This is a genomic window from Pseudomonas jessenii (assembly GCF_002236115.1).
Classification (GTDB): Bacteria; Pseudomonadota; Gammaproteobacteria; order Pseudomonadales; family Pseudomonadaceae; genus Aquipseudomonas; species Aquipseudomonas jessenii.
Window position 1 is genome coordinate 91,179 of the sequence record NZ_NIWT01000006.1, and the last position, 20,129, is coordinate 111,307.

The window sequence follows — 20,129 nt, forward strand, 5'->3', positions numbered from 1 at the left end:
CTCCGTTGTCGGGTTGCAATACTGGCTGCCTTTTGTGGGAGCGAGCTTGCTCGCGATGAGGGCATGTCAGGCGACTCATGTGCTGGATGACACACCGCTATCGCGAGCAAGCCCGCTCCCACAGGGTTCAAGGCGTATGCAAAATTGATCTATAAAAATTAAAATCAATACTATTGAGAGATAAGTGAAACCATTTAAGGCCTCCATAAGCCACTGCATCCAATGCATTCGAAGAATATTTTTGATGCTGCCAAGGCATACGCCACGGAGAGGTCCGCAGGCCTTGATATAGATCCAAATAGTCTAAAAATGTGAATTTATAGTATTTAAGTGTTGGTTCTACTTGGGTCTACTTTCGGCTCCTCAACGCCCGTTGCCCAAGGAGCCGCACCCATGAACCTTCCCTTCAAACGTGTCATCAGTCTGTTCGCCGCACCGGCCCTGGCGGGTCTGCTGGCCTTCACGGCCAACGCCAGTGAGCTCAAGGAGATCCGCATCGCCGTGCCGGACCTGAGTGCCGGTACCCAGCACTCAGGTGGCGGTGTCGTGGACGTCCTGCGTGATCAACAGATCTTCGAAAAGGCTTTCGCCGATCAAGGCATCAAGATTCAGTGGAGCTTCTTCAAGGGCGCAGGCCCGGTGATCAACGAGGCGTTCGCCAACGGTCAAGTGGACCTGGCCTACCTCGGCGATCTGGCGGCCATCATCGGCAAGTCCAATGGTCTGGATACACGACTGCTCAGCGCCTCGGCGCGCGGGGTGAAGCATTACCTCGGCGTGGTACCGGGTTCAGGGATCAAGACCCTGCAGGACCTCAAGGGTAAACGCGTGGCCATCTTCCGTGGCACCGCCAGCCAGCTGTCCTTCGACGCGGCGCTGGCTAGCCAGGGGTTGAGCGAGAAGGATGTGAAAGTCATCAACCTCGACTTCAACGCGGCGGTCGCGGCGCTGGCGGCGAAGCAGATCGATGCCTCGTGGGGCGGTTCCGGGCTGACGGCGTTGCAAGCCAAGGGGCTGGCCGAGTTACCGCTAAATACCAAGGACCTGGGCGGTGCGGGCAGCGTGCAGGCGGTGCTGATAGGGACTGGAAAGTTTGTCGATGCGCATCCGGAGGCGGTGGCGAAATTGCTCAAGGCCCAACAGCAGGCCGTGGAGTGGCTGACCCAGGACAGCAACAAGGACGCCTACATTCAGTTGGTGTCGGGGCTGGCGAGTTATCCGGCGGTGATCCTCACACAGGACCTGAAGGATCAGAAACTGAGCGAGGTGTTCCCCTCGACGCTTGACCCGGTGTTCCTCGGCAAATTGCAGGATGCCGTGGACCTGGCTTCGCAGCAGAAGCTGATTCGCAAGTCGTTCAAGGTCAGTGATTGGGTGGCGCCGGAGTTGGCTGCTGCGAAGCTCTGAATCTTTAGTGAATTCATTGGCCTCATCGCGAGCAAGCTCGCTCCCACACTGACCGTGTGAACACTGGAGATCCCCTGTGGGAGCGAGCTTGCTCGCGATGAGGCCCTAAACCGCAACGGGCATCTGCTGCCTGTCCACCGCCACCAACGTCTCGATCATCGCCCGCGCCGCCGGTGACAACCGGAACCCCGTGCGGCTGACAATCCCGCACCGCGCATTCATGCTCTCAATGTTCTGCGGCAGGTTGCGCCAGTGCAGCAGCACCAGCGAGCCCTGGGCAATGTCTTCAACAAACGCTTCTTCAGTCCCCACGCCGATGGCATTGGATTGCAGCACCACTTTCACCAGCGCCGGAAAATGTTCGGTCTCGATGGTCGGTGAAAAATCCACCCGGCCACTGAGGTTCGCCAGCAGTTTGCGAATGCCCGGCGGGATCTTCGTAGTCGCCAGCGGGTAATCAAACATGTCGTTGGTCGACAGGCTCTCCTTGGCCAGCAGCGGATGCCCTGGCCGGCAGAAAAACACGCCGCGCTTGGGCGTCAGAGCCTGGGTCTGGAAGTTCGGATCGGACTCGAAATGGCGGATGTCGGCGATGAAGAATTCGATCTCTTCACGGCTCAGGGCGCGGCTGAGTTTCTCCCAGTTATCCACCTCGAAACAGGTGCGCACTTTCGGGTGCGCGTTGATGAACTGCGCCACCGCATCCGGTACCAGTTTCACCGCCGGTGCCGGGCCGCAACCGAAGCGCAGTTCACCGGCATCGAGCTTGGTCATCTGCGTCACTTCGCAGCTGAGCAGCGCAGCACCCTGCACCAGGCTGCGGGCATGTTGCAGCACCACCAGGCCTTCAGGGGTGGGGCGCAAATCCTTGTTGCCACGGTCCACCAGGACGCAGCCGAACTCGTGTTCGAGCCCCTGAATGCTGCGGCTGAAGGCCGGCTGGGTAATGCCCATGGCCTCGGCCGCGCGCACGAAACTGCGGTGTTCGTCGAGGGCGATGAAGTAACGCAACTGGCGAAGATCCATATGCTTTTCCGGCATCCTAAAAATAGCTCGAAGGCATTTGCGACGAGGGTTGACTGAGGTTTTAAATGCAACCTCTTATTCCGTCAACGAAGCATGTAGATATCTATTAGATCTAAATAGAATATAGATAGAGCAGTGTTTCGCGGCCGGTTCAACCGCAAGCAGTCTGATGAGGGTCTACCCATGAGCAATGCCGCTTTCGCAGTACAACCCGCTGTTCACGCGCTTGAAATCCATCCGGTGGCCGGCCGCATCGGTGCCGAAATCCGTGGCGTACAGCTTTCGGGCGAGCTGGATGCCGCCACTGTTGAAGCCATTCAACAGGCACTGCTGCAATACAAAGTGATCTTCTTCCGCGACCAGACCCAGCTCGACGACCAACGCCAGGAGGCGTTCGCCCATCTGCTTGGCGAACCGGTGGCGCACCCGACCGTACCGGTGCGCGAAGGCACGCGCTTTCTGCTGGAGCTGGACGGTGCCGAGGGCCAGCGTGCCAGCTCCTGGCACACCGACGTGACCTTCGTCGAAGCCTACCCAAAAGCCTCGATCCTGCGCTCGGTGGTGGCCCCGGCTTTCGGCGGCGACACCCTGTGGGCCAACACCGCCACTGCCTATGACGGGTTGTCGGTGGAGCTGCGTGAGCTGGCCGACAAGCTGGTCGCCGTGCACAGCAACGAATACGACTACGCCGGCACCAGGCCTGACGTCTCGGCCGAGAAGCTGGAGCGCTATCGCAAGATTTTCACTTCGACCGTGTACGAGACCGAGCACCCGGTGGTCCGCGTGCACCCGGTCAGCGGTGAGAAGAGCCTGTTGCTGGGGCATTTCGTCAAACGCATCAAGGGTTATTCCCAGGCCGATTCGGCGCACCTGTTCGGTCTGTTGCAGAGCCATGTGATCCGCCAGGAAAACATCGTGCGCTGGCGCTGGAAGGCCGGTGATGTGGCGATCTGGGACAACCGCTCCACCCAGCATTACGCGGTGGATGACTACGGGACCCAGGATCGCATCGTGCGCCGGGTGACGCTTAAGGGGGAAGTGCCGGTGGGGGTGAACGGGCAGGTCAGCCAGACCGTGAAAGGGCCGGATATCGACGGCGTCTGAACTGACGCTATCGCGAGCAAGCTCGCTCCCACAGGGGATCTTCGGAGTTCACAGGATCAGTGTGGGAGCGAGCTTGCTCGCGATGGCGGCCTGGCAAGCAACAAAGCATTTACTTTGATCGGGAACCCCGCCTTATGAGTCCGTTGCACCTCGCTTCAACCTCTTCACCCCAACGGCTCAAACGCCTGCCACTGGCCTTGTTGCTGGCAGGCAGCGCCGGTTGGACCCAAGGCTATGCAGCCGACAGCGCCACCCCGGAATCCATTCCGGCCAAGGCCGCCACGGCCGACAGCGCGCAATTGGAAACCGTGACGGTCACCACTCGCCGCCGCGAAGAAAGTTCTCAGGATGTGCCGACGCCGATGAGTGTGGTCAGCGGCCAGACTCTGGAAACCCAGCGGGTCTATCGCATCCAGGATCTGCAGCAACTGGTGCCGAGCGTCAACGTCGCCTACATGCATGCGCGCCAATCCAGCGTGTCGATCCGTGGCCTGGGCAACAACCCGGCCAGCGATGGCCTGGAAGGCAGTGTCGGCCTGTACATCGACAACGTTTACCTAGGCCGCCCCGGCATGGCTGTATTCGACCTGATGGACATCGAGCAACTCGAAGTGCTGCGTGGTCCGCAAGGCACCTTGTTCGGCAAGAACACCACCGCCGGCGTGATCAACATCAGCACCCGCGCGCCGACCTTTACCCCTGAACGCAGCATCGAATCTTCGGTGGGCGAGGATGGCTACTTCCAGACCAAGGGCACGATTTCCGGCCCGCTGAATGACGAACTGGCGGGACGTTTTTCCGCGTATCGCACCCGCAGCGACGGTGACATCAAGAATGAATTCGACGGCCACGATTTGAACGGTGGCTCCCGCGAAGGCTTCCGTGGGCAGTTGCTGTTCAAGCCTAACGAGTCGTTCAACTTGCGCTGGATCGGCGACTACAACGAGGAAGATTCCAGCGCCGGCACACGTGTGTTGTACAACACCGGCCCAACCATCAATGGCACCAACCTGTATCAGACCCGGGCCAACGCGGCGGGCGCGACACTGGTCGACGGCACGCACCGCAAGGTCAACCTGAACAACGAACAGCACGTCACCGTGCATCAGGGCGGTACTTCGGTCGAGGCCAACTGGACGCTGCCAAGCGACTTCACCCTGACCTCTATCAGCTCCTATCGCTGGTGGAATTTCACCCCGCGCAACGATGATGGTCTGAACGTATCCGCCTTCCACAACGCTGGCGTTTCGGTGGAGGATAAGCAGTACTCTCAGGAGTTTCGCCTGGCGTCGCCTACCGGTGGATTCTTCGATTACGTGCTCGGCGCCTACTACTTCGGTTCCGACCTGGACAACAAATCCTTCACCTTCTACGGACCGCAAGCGGACATCTGGAGCGGTACACCTAACGGTGCGCTGAACAACATCGACAGCGTCGGCAACGGTCACATCGAAACCAACAGCTTTGCGCTGTTCGCCCAAGGCACCTGGCACCTGACCGAACGCCTGGATTTCACCGCCGGGCTACGTGGCACCTATGAAGAGAAAAGCGCCAATGTCACCCGTGATGCCCCGGTGGGTGGTGCAGCGGTTACCGGTGCGGCGGCTGCGGCACGACGTGCTCGCGCTGGCGTCTTCGACTCCGGCGATCTGAATCAGTACAGCTCCAGCCCTTCGGGTCTGTTGAACCTCAGCTACCGCATCACCGACGACCTGCTCACATACGCCACCTTGTCCCATGGCGAAAAGTCCGGCGGGGTCAATCTGGCGGTAGGCACGGCAGCGGTTGCCGGCGCCGACTCGCTGCTGATCGGCACCGAGCGCGCCAATAACGCCGAGCTCGGTTTCAAGAGCACCCTGTGGGACCGTCGCCTGCAACTCAATGCCAACCTGTTCTGGACCCAGGTCAACGGCCATCAGACCAACGCCTACGACGCCATCAATCGCGTGCAATACCTGACGAACGCCGGCTCCGTGCGCTCCCGTGGCGTGGAGTTCGAAAGCACCCTGATCCCGCTGCGTGGCCTGACGCTGAACATCAACGGCTCGTACAACGACGTCAGCTACCTCTCCTACAAGGACGCGCCGTGCCCGCCGGAAGTCAGCCTGGCGCCGGGCGCTCCAGCGTCCTGCGACCTCAGCGGCCATCAAGTGGTCGGTGCTTCGAAATGGATCGGCAACGCCAATGGCGAATACAAATGGAACCTGAGCAACGGCTTCGAAGAGTACGTCACCGCCAGCTATGCGTTCCGCTCCAAAGCGGTGGGCACGGTGGAAGATTCCGACTTCGGGCAGATTCCGAGTTATGCGGTGGTCAACCTGTCCACCGGCCTTCGCGGCGACTTCAACCAGGGGCAGTGGGATGTTTCGCTGTGGCTGAAAAACGCCTTCGACAAAACCTACTACACGACGCTGTGGACGGCCGCCAATGGAGGTTATGAAGGCCTGCTCGGCACACCGCGGACGCTGGGCGTGACCGGTCGATATGACTTCTGACGGCGAAAAACCATGCCTTGGATGAATACTTTCAATGCGGGCAAGGCATCGGTTTTTTTCCACTACGCCGGAGCCCTTGAACGGCGGGCTCTGGCGGTGGGTTGATGGGTTTATATATTCGCTAAAGGTCTAAACATAAGTTTAAACATTACTTTCAGAACTAAGCGTTCAAGCCAATGATTGCTCTACCAGGACGTCGTCGGGGGGATGTTCAGCACGACGTTCCGGTAATCCGCAAAGAGACCGCAGGGAGTTAAACAATGGGCAATGTCCAGACCGCCGCCGGTGCACATGAAGTGCTGTGGCGCCAGGCACCCGGTGGTGAGCTGGTCGACCTCGGCCGACCGCACCGGGTGCCCTTGGGCCAGTTGCGTTTGCAGCGCGCGCCACAAGGCGTCCTTCGCCGACGGGAAACGATCGTGCTGGGCTTGCTGGCGTTGCTGGTGCATGGCGCGGTGATCTATTGGGTCAATCAGCAACCGACCACCGTGCTGCCCATCGTGCCACCGCAGATTCCGCCGATGACCATCGAGTTCTCGCGTCCGGCGCCACCGGTGGTCGAGCCGCCGCCACCGCAACCTGTCCAGCCAGTGGTTGAGCCGCCTGCGCCCGTGGAAGACGAACTGGCTGTGAAGCCGCCGCCACCGAAGCCGGTTCCCAAGCCAAAACCGGTTGCCAAGCCGATACCGAAACCGGCGCCCAAGGCCGTTGAGCAACCACCCGCGCCGCCGAAACCGGCAGCGCCCGTAGCGGCTCCTGCGCCACCTGCTCCCCCGGCCCCAGCTCCCGTGACACCTGCTTCAGCAAGCGCGGGCTACTTGAAAAACCCGGCGCCGGAATACCCCTCGCTGGCCCAGCGTCGTGGCTGGGAAGGCACGGTGTTGTTGCGCGTGCATGTGCTGGCCAGCGGCAAGCCCGGCGAAGTCCAGATCCAGAAAAGCAGCGGTCGCGATGCACTGGACGAAGCCGCTCTGAACGCAGTGAAGCGCTGGAGTTTCGTGCCGGCCAAGCAGGGTGATGTCGCCCAGGACGGTTGGGTCAGCGTGCCCATCGATTTCAAGATTCATTAAACCGAAACCAAATTCGCGCGAAACGTTTACACGAGGAATACATCATGACGTTACTGGCATCTCCACTTGAATCCATCGAAAGCGCGGTGATCTGGCTGCTGGTGGTTTTTTCCGTCGCGACCTGGGGTCTGGCATTGCTCAAGGGCGTGCAGTTCGGTCGCCTCAAGGCACAGGATCGAAAGTTTCATCAACAGTTCTGGGCCGCTTCGAGTCTCGACTCGGCGGCCGAGCTGAGCGAAACCCGGCCCGGAGCGGCAGCCCGGGTTGCACAGGCCGGTTATGCGGCCATCCAGGTGGGCGAGGCGCCGCAGGCTGCGGACCTGAGCCAGGCGATCAATCATCAGGATCGTCTGGAGCGTGCCTTGCGACAGCAGATCGTGCGCGAGCGCCGGTCGCTGGAAACCGGGTTGGCGGTACTCGCGAGCATTGGCAGCACCTCGCCGTTCATTGGTCTGTTCGGCACGGTGTGGGGAATCATGGAAGCGTTGAAAGGCATCAGCGCGGCGGGCTCGGCAAGCCTTGAAACGGTCGCCGGGCCGATTGGCGCGGCACTAGTCGCCACCGGCGTAGGGATCGCCGTCGCGGTGCCGGCGGTGCTGGTTTACAACTATTTTTTGCGTCGTTTGAAACTGACGGCGGCGGACCTGGATGACTTCGCCCACGACTTCTACAGCCTGGCGCAGAAGAGTTCGTTCCGTGTGCTGATCCACCCGACGGCGCACAAAGTGGCGGCCCAGGGCAGCGTGCAGAAAGTGAAGGAGGCGTCCTGATATGGCCTTCTCCACGCAAGACACCGATGAGGTGCTCAGTGAGATCAACGTGACGCCGCTGGTGGATGTGATGCTGGTGTTGCTGGTGGTGTTCATCGTCACCGCACCGCTGCTGACCAACGCCATTCCGATCAACCTGCCCAAGACCGAAGCGGTGGCGCCGGTGGAGCAGAAAGACCCGTTGGTGGTGAGCATCGACGGTGCCGGCAAACTGTTTATCAACAAGGACGAGATACAGCCGGACTTGCTGGAGTTCAACCTCAAGTCGGCGAAGGCCAAGGACCCCGAGGTGCGCGTGCAGTTGCAGGCGGACGATGGGGTGAATTACGGCGAAGTGGCACGGGCCATGGCGTCGATTGAACGGGCAGGGATTACCAAGCTGTCGGTGATTACTGCGCGTTAACGGATTTTCGTTTTCCGGGGCCGTCTCCTTGGCAGGGTGCGGCCCTTTTTTTATGCCTCGATTTTCGCAACGCCGCGGTACCCCTGTGGGAGCGAGCTTGCTCGCGATGGCGGTGGATCAAACGACATCGATGTTGAATGTCCGGACCCTATCGCGAGCAAGCTCGCTCCCACAGGATAAGTGTTTTATATTCGATATAGATCTTAATAAATAGCTTCTTATTCCTTAACGAATATAAATCCTCTCCCTATACTCGACCTGGAACAGACACGCAGCAGGAGAGCTCCCCCATGCGCAACGAATCAATTCGCTACCTGATTGTGCCGGGCTGGCAAGGATCGCCAGAAGATCATTGGCAAAGCCACTGGCAGAACAGCCTGCCGAATAGCGCACGGGTGGAACAGGCCGACTGGTTGACGCCGCGCCGTGAAGACTGGGTCGCGGCGCTGGCCGAGGCGATTGCCGCCGACAGCACGCCGGTGATTCTCATTGCCCACAGCCTGGGTTGCATCACCGTCGCCCATTGGGCCGCGAGTGCCCCCGTGCAGTTTTTGCGTCAAGTGCGCGGCGCCTTGCTCGTCGCACCGGCAGATGTCGAACGCCCGGCTTGCGCGCCGGCGTTGCGCAACTTCGCACCGATACCGACGGATCTGCTGCCGTTCCCCAGCCAGGTTGTCAGCTCCGACAACGACAGCGCCGTCAGTGCACCGCGGGCCCTGGAGCTGGCGCGTAACTGGGGCGCCGAGGCGGGGATTCTGTCGGGGGCCGGGCACATCAACGTGAAGTCCGGTCACCAGCGTTGGGAGCAAGGTTTTGCCTACCTCTATCGACTGCAAAACCGCATGGAACACCACGCCCTGCGCCGCGCTTGAACACTTTCTTTATTTAACGCCCCCGTCTCCCGGCGGTTTTGGGCGGGAGTCTGCCATGAGCTTTGAAACCTTCGGCCAGCCGCTGCTGACCTTTCCCGATGCGGAAAAAAGTCCCCTGAGCATCCGCGCCAAGGCGCTGGTGTTTGTCGATCCGCGTTCACGACAATTACGTGAAGACCTTGAGCAACTGGCCACGCGTTCAGTGTCAGTGCTTATCCGTGGCGAAACCGGCACCGGCAAGGAGTTGCTGGCCCGCCATATCCACCGCGCCAGTGATCGCGGCGGGTTGTTCGTGTCGGTCAACTGCGGCGCCATCAGCCCGACCTACGCCGACGCCGAATTGTTCGGCTATGCGGCGGGCAGCTACAGCGGCTCGGCGAGCAGCCGCGCCGGGTGGTTCGGTTCGGCCAATGGCGGTACGCTATACCTGGACGAAATCGGCGACCTGCCGCTGCCGATCCAGACCAAATTGCTCGCTGCCCTGGAGAACCACGAAGTCACCCGCGTCGGAGCCCTTCAGCCGAGCCCGGTGGATGTGCGTTTGGTGGCGGCCACCAGCATCGATCTGGCCCAGGCGGTTGCCGCCGGAAAATTCCATGAACGCCTTTATCACTACCTCAGCGAAGGCCAACTCGAGCTGCCGGCACTGCGCGAACGCACAGGTGACATCCTGCCGCTGGCCGAATACTTCCTCGGTATCTACAGCCAGCGTCTCGACTTGCCAGTGCCGCTGATCAGCGAAGCGGCGCAGCTTGTGCTGGAACGGCACAGTTGGCCGGGCAATACCAGGGAACTGGAGAACGTCATTCACTTTGCATTACTGGTCAGTACGGGTGACGAAATCTTGCCGGAGCATTTGAATCTGCCGGTTGTCCGTCCATCTGCGGTTCTTGTACGAGGATGGATAGATCAACTTATTCAACAAGGGGATGTCGCTGAAGTCCGGGCGCTGAAAGAATATTTCGCAAGCATCAATATATAAGCACGTTTATTGGCGTTATAACGAAACCGGGCAATTGATGGTTGCCTGGTTTTTTTATGGGCGCTGATTGTTGCTGTTATATTTTGTACTATTTGCAGTGTGATTGTAACAATTTTGTATTTTGTGAGCTAATAGGTTTTGACATATCTTCTAGTTTCTCCCTGGATACATTGATATCCGTCGTTGTTACATATCATATGAAAAAGGATTTTTCTGTGAAGTTTGTTGGAAATAATGCTGCGATAGCTCCAGGTGTCGACGATGAGTTGAAAGATATCAATCCCCTTGTCGAGGGTTATATGCCTGCTGACCCGGAGATGGCGCCCCAGTCTTTTCAAGAGGCTGATTCTCCTGAGTGGATAGACCTCAAACGACTTCAGGTTTTCTCGACTTCGGGCGGAAACATAATTTACGCCAACGGATACCAGCAGTTGAGATTGATGGTAGTTGTACAAGCTGTCGACGAAGGGCAAAAGGTAGTTGGAATTTCCGAAAGCGAACTCGACAGCATTCAACTGCTGGATGCCTATTCCGGAAAAGCCCTGCCGATAGACACCATTCGAGACGGCGAGGAACCGGTGTGGAAGTGCATGCTGGAGCGACGCTTGTCGTACGCGCCGTTTCCTCACACGGGTGAACTGCATGGCCCGGTTGTGCGGGGGAAAGGCATCTTTCTCAAGGAGTTCTACGTCAGCAGCAACTCACCCGACCCCGTCAAGCTGATTGCGGCCATTACCCGTTCGGACGGTAAGGTGTTCTATTCGGAAGAAACCTCGGAATTCGGTGAAATAAGCCTGAGGACCGTGCCACCGCCGATCTATCGAAAAGAACAGTTCAGGGTCAAACACCTGTCCGCCAACTGGAAGCCGACAGAGAACGTTGCCAAGGTTGATCGATATGTCCTGGACCTGTTAGTGGACCAGCACCATATAAAATTCGTCGATTGCTCGATTGCCGGCGTATTGCATGCACGCAGTGAACATCCTGACTATCTCGGGTATTACGCCGTTGGCTATTTTAATGGGCTCAAGTCTAATGACGGCGCGGAGGCATTGTGGGAAACAGCCGATAAAATTGCGACCTACCATGATGAGCAAGGCAAAGTCACTTTTTTGATGCACTTTGCCAGAAAAGGCGGAGCGTCCACAGTTCGCTACGATCAATTGTCGGTGAAGATGTTTGTTCGGGATATGTATGGGAACGGGCATGAAGTCGACGTCGCAATGAACACCCAAAGCCCTTCGATGATCGAAGTTGTTTAATTTTACTGTATCTGCAGCGTCAAGGAATGATGATGAGTACAGCTATGCCAGAAGTGGAATCCAGTGCGTTCAATTTTTCTGAATTTATACAGTCTGGAGTGGACGTCCGTACCGGCTCTTATAGTACCAGCATTAATCTCGCGGGGTGGGTGGCCAACAATATCAACGGTCCGCTGATACCCTTCAGTATTTCATTCGATAGTTTCCGCACAACGGATTTCGGTTGGGGACGCGGTTGGTCATTGGGCTTGAGCTCCTACAATCGAAAGACCCGTAAGCTGACCCTTGCAAGCGGTGTTTCTTACCGTGTCTACATCAGCAGAGGGCAGCTCATCGTCCGGGATAAAAAGCTTCAAGACACTCGGGTCACGCTCGACGGCGACAACCTGGTTGTCAGCCATAAAAACGGTCTGATCGAGAGGTTGGTCAGGCCGGATGAAACTTATGATGAATGGTTGCCCGAACATGTCTTCTCCAACGAAGGGCGCTCGATCAACCTGAAATACATGTTGGTACGGGGCCGTCGCGTCCTGCACGAAATTCACGATCAGCAACAACGCGTCGTGGCCCTGAATCATGAAACGAAAGATCAACCCGCCAGCATTACCGTATGGCCTGATCATCCGCCAAGACGCTTGAAATTTGTTTTACGGGTTCGTGATGGTTGGCTTCGGCAGATAACCCTTGATCACGGTTCTGCCGAGCACCTTGCATGGTCATTCGATTACCAGTTACTCGATGGTTTTCTGGTCATGACGGATGTCCGCGCGCCGGGCGGCAGTGTCGAGCGTATCGAGTACGCTCCTCAGAAGCATCGGTTGCCGCTCGGGGCACCGATCAATGCCTTGCCGGCGGTGCGGCGCAGTGTTCTGGTGCCGGGTACAGGGTTGCCGACGATAACCCGTGTCTATGAATACTCCGACAAAAATTTCCTCGGCTATCAATCGGGACTTCGTTGGGTGCAGGACGGGGACCATCTGCATGGGCACAAAGGACCTTACACCTACTCCTGCACCGAACGCCTGGTTGCGGGGGAGGGTGTTAATGCGGTTGAACTGAGTCGCATCGAAAGAACCTACAACCGCTTTCACCTGATGATCTCGGAAAAATCCATTTCCAACGGCAAGGTTCAGCAAAAAACGGTTGTTTATCACGATGTTGACGGTCTGGACTTCTCTGGTCAGCCCGCCCATTTCCAACTGCAGAAAACAGCTGTCGTCAGTTATGTCGATATTTCCGCGAGCGCCACGCGCCGAACCGAAACTACCCATACGACCTATGATGAATTCGGCAATCTGCTAACCCAGATCAATCCGAGCGGAGCCCGGGAGGACTACGTCTATTATCCGGCCGAAGGTGCCGAGGGTTGCCCCCCCAATTCACTGGGCTTCATCACGGCATTGAAGGAGCGATCGGTCACGCCTTCACCTGATTTTGCCCCGGCGCCGACAGTCATTGTCCGTTTTTCCTACATCGACTTGCCCTCCTTGCGCGAAGGCGGTCATCGGTTTTTGTTGCCTCAAAGCGAAAGGTTGTTTGAAGGCGGGAACAACAAGCCATGCGTGGATACTCGATTCGAGTACATCGATGATGCCAGCGATGCATTTTACGGACGCCTCAAGAGTCGCTCGCAAACCGGGCACAACGGTCACCGCCGTCTCGAATTCAAATATTCAATTGATGGAGATTGGGTAAAAACCCTTCAACGATTGTTCGTGGGTAGTGAAAGGCATGATCGCAATGTCTGGCATGACCGATTTATCGGACAGGAAGTCAAGCTTCGGGATGGGGGCGGCAATGAGTTGTTGAAGAAGTACGACAATCTGAACCGTGTCGTTCGCGAGACAGCGGCATTCGATGGAACGGATATCGCGTCACGCATCACTGAATTCTACGGCGAAAGCCAGTCAGAGGACGGCGCAACCATCGGCATCACCAACATACGGGGAGTGCTGAGCAAGATTTGGCTCGACGGGGTCGGGCGCACGACCAAGGTCAAGGTTCAGGATTTCGATTCAGCCGACAGACCATTACGTCTGACCTATGAGGCCCACTACGACAATTTTGGGCGACTGGTGAGCGAAGTCAGCCAGGACTGGTCCGAGGGCAAGGCCACCGAGTCAACCACGACCTACAGCCACGACGGCTGGGGGCGCGTATGCAGAACGGTAGGTCCTGACGGTGTCCCGGTAAACGATGTGTTTGACCCGGTTTCATTGACTCGAACTTGCTGGCTCGACGGCGCTGGAAAAACCCGTTCTGTATTGAACGTGTTCGGTAAGCCGGACCGGGAAGAACGCATCGACTCCGAAGGTGCGGTCACTATCACCGCGACTTTTACCTACGACGGACTTGGGCGTTGCCTGACGCAAACCAACGAGGCGGGATTCGAAACGAGCTTCCGTTATGACCTTTACGGGCGTCTGATCGAGACGATTCTGCCGGATGGCACTTCGATAAAAAAAAGTATGACCCCCTGAGCACGGGTGATCATCCAATCGAAATCAGTGCCGATGACTACGTATTGGGCACCCGGACTTACGACGGTTTGTTGCGTGTCACTCGTACGACCGTCGGCGGCAGAACCGAAACCAGGACCTATGAGGGGGGTGGTGCTCAAGCTTTGCAGCAAGTGACGGCGGCGGGCGATGTTTTCAGGTTCGCCCTTGATCCCATGCTCAACGGGGCAGTGACCGCGCGGATGGGCGGCCACGCGGAATCAGCCAGGCATCGATTTGATCCATTGACCGGGCAACTCGTCGAAACTTCCAGCCCTGCCATTCAGCGCCGGTTTGAGTACTCCAGGTCGGGCAAAGAAAAGTCCCGGGAGTGGATCTCCAGCGAAGGCCGCTTCGGCACTGCCACTACCCGTTCATTGAATGGGCTGCCCATCAGCTTTATCGATGTCAACGATGTAGAACTGCTTACATCCATGACGCTGCGGCGCGGCCCGTGGAAATACGGCAGGGACCGGTTCTGGCGAAGTACGCCTACGGTGCCCAGGGCCAGTTGCTGACATTGAGTGTCGAGGACACCGCCTCGAAACGTTCGCTGACGACCACCTTGGTTCACGATGAGTTCGGTCGTGAGATTCAGCGTATTTCGCAGTTCGGCGACGGATCTCGCCTGGAGGTCATTCAAGCGTTTGGGGCCGATGACAAACTTCAGCAACGATCGCTGGTGTCCGGTGCGCAGTCACGTACAGAAACCTTCGCCTACGACAGCCGCGGGCGTCTGACGCGCTATGACTGTGAAGGCACGCAGGCACCGATCGATGCCTGGGGAAAACGCATTGATTTTCAGGCGTTCACCTACGACTACCTCGACAACCTGTTGACGGTGCGTACGGGGTTCGATGGGGAGGAGAACCTGTGCAGGTTTTCCTACGATCGTCCTGACAAAACCCAGTTGAGTTCAATGACTCACAGTCACGCGCACTATCAGCCCGGGCAAGTGAGCTTCGAATACGATGCCAACGGTAATCTGCTCAATGATAACCAGGGGCGCACGTTCAGGTATGACACGCTGAGTCGGCTCGAAAGTGTCGCCAGCGCTGGCGGTCGCACGCACTATCAATTCGACGGCGAAGATCAATTGCATGCGGTGGCTGCCGAATCCGCAGAGTTGATCAGGCTTTTCCATAGCGAACATGCGCTGTGCAGCGAAGTGGCGGGTAACCATCGACGCAGTCTGTTGTCAGGCGACGGCAAGTACTTGGCCGAGCAGCAAGGTGACGATGTTGTCTTGTTTGTCACGGATGGTCAGGGCACCGCCCTTGCTCGCCTTGGATCTCAAGACGAATCTGTTTTGTCCTGCCTTCCTTATGGTGATCGCCCCGCATCGAGCGGACTTGGCGCCCTGCTGGGGTTTCAGGGTGAGCGACTGGACCCTTCAACCGGGTGTTACCTGCTCGGCAGGGGGTATCGGGCCTACAACCCCCGATTGATGCGATTTCACAGCCCCGACAGTTGGAGCCCCTTTGAGGGTGGCGGCCTCAATGCCTATGCCTATTGTCTGGGGGATCCGGTCAATCTCAAGGATCCCACCGGGCATATCCCGACCCTGGGATGGGTGAAAATCGGAGTGACTGCCGCCCTGGCCGCCGCCGCGATTGCCCTCACCGTCGTGACCATGGGCGCAACCGCACCACTCGTGCCGATCTCGGCCAACGCCTTGGCCTTTTTAACCCTGGAGGTCATTTCCGCGACAGTTTCAATTGCCTCCGCGGTTGTCGATGAACTGGCCCCGGATAGCCTTGGCGCCCAGATATTGACCTACTCGTCGCTGGCGCTGGGAGTGGTGTCGTTGGGGGCCACCGCGGTTGCAAAAATTGGCAGTAAAGGCATTGGCTTTGCGTTGACGAAAAGTGTCGGCTCCCTGGCAGACGTGGTGGCTGCACAGCGAGGGGCAGCGCGGGTGGCGGTGGGGCGGCGTCTACACGGCGCTGTTTCTACGGCAAGTGAGGCATTGAGAAACACGGTCAAATTACAGAGCCGGCTGAACAACGTGTTGATGGCAAAAACGGTCACCAGTGGGGTGGGTATCGCTGCCAAATCAGCATTCGTGGTCGCGAATTCGGAAAAGTACGCTGCCAAAGCCGACGCATTGCTTCAAGACTACTGGCCATCACTGACTGAGGGTTTCAGTGCCCAGAAATTTCGAAGCGATGCGCTGGACGCTCTGGAGTCATTCACCCATGAGATTGGCGAGCAGATCATCAAGCTGCGCGGTGTTTGAACAACGATGAGCAGAGATCTAGATTATTTCAAAATGGAATATCAACTTGAATAAAAGTTATTGTTCGGGAATAAAAAATCCCGGTATTGTCCGCTTCACGCCAGCGATAGCACTTCACTGGCACTCTCATGTTCAAGCCGTCGCCACAAGCGACTGTGATTTTCGATAAGGACACTGCATGAAAAAGGTTCTGTTGTTCACCGCACTGGCGGCTGCCCTGACCGCGGGCCTGGCCCAGGCTGGCGAGAAACTGGTGGTTGCCGCGACCCCGGTTCCACACGCCGAGATTCTCGAGCTGATCAAGCCAACCCTCGCCAAAGAAGGCGTGGACCTGGAAATCAAAGTCTTCACCGACTACGTTCAGCCGAACGTGCAGGTCGATCAGAAGCGTCTGGACGCCAACTACTTCCAGACCCTGCCGTACCTGAAGAGCTTCAACGAAGGCAAAGGCACTCACCTGGAAACCGTGATCGGTGTTCACGTTGAACCCTTCGGCGGCTACTCGAAGAAAGTCAAAGCTCTGGCTGAACTGAAAGACGGCGCGACCATCGCCATCCCGAACGAAGGCAGCAACAGCGGCCGTGCCCTGATCCTGCTGCAGAAAGCTGGCCTGATCGAGTTGAAAGACCCGAAAAACGCCCTGGCCACGCCGAAAGACATCGCCAAGAACCCGCACAACTTCAAGTTCAAGGAGCTTGAGTCCGCGATGTTGCCGCGCGTGCTGGATCAGGTCGACCTGGACATGATCAACACCAACTACGCGCTGGAAGCGGGTCTGAACCCGGCTAAAGACGCCCTGGTGATCGAAGGTGCCGATTCGCCTTATGTGAACTTCCTGGTGGCCCGTCCGGACAACAAGGACAGCGTTGCCATCCAGAAACTGGCCAAGGCCCTGACCAGCCCGGAAGTGAAAGCCTTCATCGAGAAGAAGTACAGCGGCGCGGTACTGCCTGCGTTCTGATTCGCGAAGCAAACCCCTTCAAGGTTTCAAACGCCGACGGCTGATTTAGCGTCGGCGTTTTTTTATGGGCGCTCGATTTAACTGTGGCGAGGGGGCTTGTCGGGCCGCCGCATCGCCCCGTTCGAATGCGCAGCATTCGCCCAGGGAAGCGCGGGAGATCTGTTTGGGGCCGCTTCGCAGCCCAACGGGGGCAAGCCCCCTCGCCACAGGGGAGCCAGTTGACTCTGAATTGCTCAGGCCGGCGTGGCCTTCAAGGCCCTGCGCAACGCCATCAAGAGTTTCAGAATGTCCTGCGGATCCAGCCGTTGCGGCGGTTGTACGTCTGCCATGTTCTCGTCCTTGTGAGATTTTGGCCGGGATTCTGGCCAAAAGTGGTTCGTCCTTGGAGAGGCGTTTCGAAAAAAAGATCCTTCCTACGGCGTAATGGAAAGTAGCTGTCCTCTCTTGCCTGGGCAAACCCGGGCGACAGCTTTCTCCCGGCACTAACAGTTCTACTAGGTGCCGGCGCATTCAAGCGGGTGCAAACTGCTTCCTTCGCCGGGAGTTGACCCTCATGAGCCCAACGACTCGCCCCCTCAATCGCTACCGCTATGATGCTCTGGATCGGCTGGTCGAACTGGAGCCGTTGGAGCTGGAAAAATTGACCCGGTTCTACCGCGGCGAACACCTGGTGACGCAACTGAAAGGACAGGATGCGTACAGCGTGCTTCAACACGACAGGCAACTGCTGGCAGTGCAATCGTTGGACGGTGTCGAGCGCAACAGCCTGTTGCTGGTCACTGATCAGCAACGCTCGGTATTGCAGATGACCGGCCCCGACGCAGGTGTGCGTCAGGTCTACGCGCCCTACGGTCATCGGCGGGTCGAGAGTGGTCCCGGCGGTTTGCTCGGATTCACCGGCGAAGCGGTCGATCCGGCCACCGGCCATTATCTGCTGGGTAACGGGCATCGGGCGTTCAACCCGGTGCTGATGCGCTTCAACAGACCGGACAGCTTGAGCCCGTTTGGACGGGGTGGGTTGAATGCGTATGCGTATTGTCTGGGGGACCCGGTGAATTTCAGTGATCCGACGGGGCGGTTTGCCAGGTTGATCACGAGCCTGTTCAGCGTGGCCAATGCTCGAATTACCATGTCGCCCGCCATTCCCTTCAAGTTGGCCAAGGATGCTTTGCAATGGGGGGCAGCAGGTCGGTTACCCTACAAATACACCCTCGGTGCAGCAGGCTCGACTGTGGCGGGAGTGGCGACGATGGCTTCAGCGCTGACGGGCGTTGCCAGTGCTGTTGCGGGTATTACCGGGGACTCTGAGTCAGCTAAAACTCTCGGGTTTATTGCATTAGGATTAGCGGGACTTACGGTGGTTTCGAGAGCGACTGTTTACTGGGCTGCGCGTGATCCCAAGACTGTCACTGCCTTGAAGCGTTTTGTGGAGAACAAGGGGCGAGCACCGTCTGACCCGTTCCGGCCATCGGCACCACCTATGTCGCCTTCCTTTTTTTCCCCGGGCCCGGACCAGCCCTCGGCCCCGTTCCTAACACCACCACCAACACCAGGAATACTCAGATCAGGCCCCCTGAAGCTAGCTGGCAAGCGATCCTATGATGAAATGCTTGAAGTGGCGGCTACCCGGCCAATTCTGGTGGCCAGGCGTCAGCGGTCACCGCTCAATCCGAACAAAAAAATTCGATGGACCTGAGTGGTCCAACTCAAAATCTTACTCCGGCCAATACCACGCCGGCTCATCCAGCATCCGCTGCCCGACAATCCCGGTCTGTCCGAGATTCTTCTCCAGCACGATGCAATTGCACTCCGGGTCCTCCTGCAACGCCGAAATCAAACGTCGGGCGTGGGACACCACCCATACCTGGCACTGCTCTGAAGCGCGGATGATCAAGCGCGCCAGCGCCGGCAGCAGATCCGGGTGCAGGCTGGTTTCCGGTTCGTTCAATACCATCAATGTCGGCGGCCGTGGCGTCAGCAGCGCTGCGACCAACAGCAGGTAACGCAACGTTCCGTCCGACAACTCGGCGGCCGACAGCGGCCGCAACAAACCTTCCTGAAAGAACTCGATGGCGAAGCGCCCACCCGGCAGAGGTTCGATGTTCAGTCGTGCGCCGGGGAAGGCGTCGCTGATCGCCGCCCGCAAGGCCTCGGGGTCGCCAATTTCGATGATCGTCTGCAAGGCCGCCGCCAGATCGCGTCCGTCGTGGTGCAGCACCGGCGTGCGGGTGCCCAGTTGCGGTTGCCGCGCCGGGGCGTCGGCATCGCTGCGAAAGTGATCGTAAAAGCGCCAGCGGCGGATGAACTCGCGCATCTCCAGCACTTCCGGCGAACTGCGCAGGCTGCCGACCTGATCGAACAGGCTGTCGAAAGTCGGCGTGTGCTGCGCCAATACATCCCACTTTCGATCGGCGCGGGCACGGATCATCGGGCCGTCACGATCGACCAGCAGACTGGCCGGGCGATAGAACGCTCCGGCCCACAGGCATTCGAGTTTGATCTGCGGGTCGAGGCTGAAATAAGACGGTATCGGCGTGCTGCGTCCGGGCAGCATGAAATGGCCGTTGGAATCGGGCAGGCCGAGGCTGATCGAGTAGCCGAAATCCTCTCCCGCAAACCCCAGGCGCAGGCGTTTGACGCCCTGGCGCACGGTGGGCTCGATGGCGACTTCGCCAGTGCGCATGCGCCGGGAGATGGTTTCCGGGCCGGCCCAGAAGGTCGAATCCAGGCCACCTTCACGGGCCAGGGCATTGACCACCCCGCCGTGGGCGGTTTCCGCCAGCAGGCGCAGCGCACGGTACAGGTTGGACTTGCCGCTGCCGTTGGGGCCGGTGATCAGATTCAACCGTCCCAGCGGGATCACCAGTTTGTTGATCGAGCGGTAATTGGCCACCGCGAGGGTCTTGAGCATTTGGGTTCCTGAGGGGGGATCGACCGGGGCTCATTGTCAGGCATGCACAGGCGTCTATGGCAAGTGTTTCAGGGCTGAAAGAGTGTGAGCTTTTTCTTCATAAGACGCTCGTGCAAGGTTCCAATCCTG

16 protein-coding genes are annotated in these 20,129 nt (G+C 58.4%); 14 read left to right on the forward strand and 2 right to left on the reverse strand.

The window, feature by feature from the left end:
* Window positions 1-393: 393 nt before the first annotated feature.
* On the forward strand, window positions 394-1,407 hold the full coding sequence (locus tag PSJE_RS20545; RefSeq protein WP_090452448.1) for an ABC transporter substrate-binding protein: 1,014 nt from the start codon (window positions 394-396) through the stop codon (window positions 1,405-1,407).
* Between the two features lie 105 nt (window positions 1,408-1,512).
* On the opposite strand, the gene PSJE_RS20550 is transcribed toward PSJE_RS20545, so the two are convergent.
* On the reverse strand, window positions 1,513-2,433 hold the full coding sequence (locus tag PSJE_RS20550; RefSeq protein WP_090452450.1) for a LysR family transcriptional regulator: 921 nt from the start codon (window positions 2,431-2,433) through the stop codon (window positions 1,513-1,515).
* 183 nt (window positions 2,434-2,616) lie between these two features.
* Between PSJE_RS20550 and PSJE_RS20555 the strand changes: the two genes are divergently transcribed.
* The 13 genes from PSJE_RS20555 to PSJE_RS20610 all read left to right on the forward strand — a co-directional run bounded on the left by PSJE_RS20555 (window position 2,617) and on the right by PSJE_RS20610 (window position 18,785).
* Window positions 2,617-3,537 carry a TauD/TfdA dioxygenase family protein gene (locus PSJE_RS20555; RefSeq protein ID WP_090452452.1) on the forward strand — a complete coding sequence of 307 codons (921 nt, stop codon included), beginning with the start codon at window positions 2,617-2,619 and terminating at the stop codon, window positions 3,535-3,537.
* A gap of 134 nt (window positions 3,538-3,671) precedes the next feature.
* Window positions 3,672-6,032, forward strand: a complete 2,361-nt coding sequence (locus PSJE_RS20560; RefSeq protein ID WP_090452453.1) for a TonB-dependent receptor — start codon at window positions 3,672-3,674, stop codon at window positions 6,030-6,032.
* 260 nt (window positions 6,033-6,292) lie between these two features.
* Window positions 6,293-7,102 (forward strand): energy transducer TonB, encoded by an 810-nt coding sequence (locus PSJE_RS20565; protein ID WP_090452455.1) that lies wholly within the window; start codon window positions 6,293-6,295, stop codon window positions 7,100-7,102.
* Window positions 7,103-7,146: 44 nt separating this feature from the next.
* Window positions 7,147-7,872: a MotA/TolQ/ExbB proton channel family protein gene (locus PSJE_RS20570; protein ID WP_057712499.1), complete on the forward strand. Its 726-nt coding sequence runs from the start codon at window positions 7,147-7,149 to the stop codon at window positions 7,870-7,872.
* Between the two features lies 1 nt (window position 7,873).
* Entirely contained in the window at window positions 7,874-8,275 is a 402-nt protein-coding gene (locus tag PSJE_RS20575; RefSeq protein WP_007972930.1) for an ExbD/TolR family protein, read from the forward strand.
* Window positions 8,276-8,565: 290 nt separating this feature from the next.
* Complete coding sequence (locus PSJE_RS20580; RefSeq protein WP_090452457.1) at window positions 8,566-9,147, forward strand: alpha/beta hydrolase; 582 nt, start codon at window positions 8,566-8,568, stop codon at window positions 9,145-9,147.
* 55 nt (window positions 9,148-9,202) lie between these two features.
* Window positions 9,203-10,129, forward strand: a complete 927-nt coding sequence (locus PSJE_RS20585; protein WP_090452459.1) for a sigma 54-interacting transcriptional regulator — start codon at window positions 9,203-9,205, stop codon at window positions 10,127-10,129.
* Between the two features lie 215 nt (window positions 10,130-10,344).
* The gene (locus PSJE_RS20590; protein WP_139212592.1) at window positions 10,345-11,391 is read left to right on the forward strand and encodes a hypothetical protein; all 1,047 of its coding nucleotides are present in this window, start codon (window positions 10,345-10,347) and stop codon (window positions 11,389-11,391) included.
* A 44-nt stretch (window positions 11,392-11,435) separates the two neighbouring features.
* Window positions 11,436-13,871, forward strand: a complete 2,436-nt coding sequence (locus PSJE_RS20595; protein ID WP_159439173.1) for an RHS repeat domain-containing protein — start codon at window positions 11,436-11,438, stop codon at window positions 13,869-13,871.
* Between the two features lie 143 nt (window positions 13,872-14,014).
* Complete coding sequence (locus PSJE_RS30740; protein ID WP_139212594.1) at window positions 14,015-14,407, forward strand: hypothetical protein; 393 nt, start codon at window positions 14,015-14,017, stop codon at window positions 14,405-14,407.
* A complete protein-coding gene (locus PSJE_RS20600; protein ID WP_090452464.1) occupies window positions 14,344-16,128 on the forward strand; it encodes an RHS repeat-associated core domain-containing protein in 1,785 nt (594 codons plus the stop codon). Before PSJE_RS30740 ends, PSJE_RS20600 begins: the two co-directional genes overlap by 64 nt.
* A gap of 178 nt (window positions 16,129-16,306) precedes the next feature.
* On the forward strand, window positions 16,307-17,089 hold the full coding sequence (locus PSJE_RS20605) for a MetQ/NlpA family ABC transporter substrate-binding protein (protein WP_090452466.1): 783 nt from the start codon (window positions 16,307-16,309) through the stop codon (window positions 17,087-17,089).
* A 553-nt stretch (window positions 17,090-17,642) separates the two neighbouring features.
* Entirely contained in the window at window positions 17,643-18,785 is a 1,143-nt protein-coding gene (locus PSJE_RS20610) for an RHS repeat-associated core domain-containing protein (protein WP_090452468.1), read from the forward strand.
* Between the two features lie 18 nt (window positions 18,786-18,803).
* Here PSJE_RS20610 and PSJE_RS20615 read toward each other — a convergent pair whose 3' ends face one another.
* Window positions 18,804-20,000 (reverse strand): AAA family ATPase, encoded by a 1,197-nt coding sequence (locus PSJE_RS20615; protein WP_090452470.1) that lies wholly within the window; start codon window positions 19,998-20,000, stop codon window positions 18,804-18,806.
* Between the last annotated feature and the right edge of the window lie 129 nt (window positions 20,001-20,129).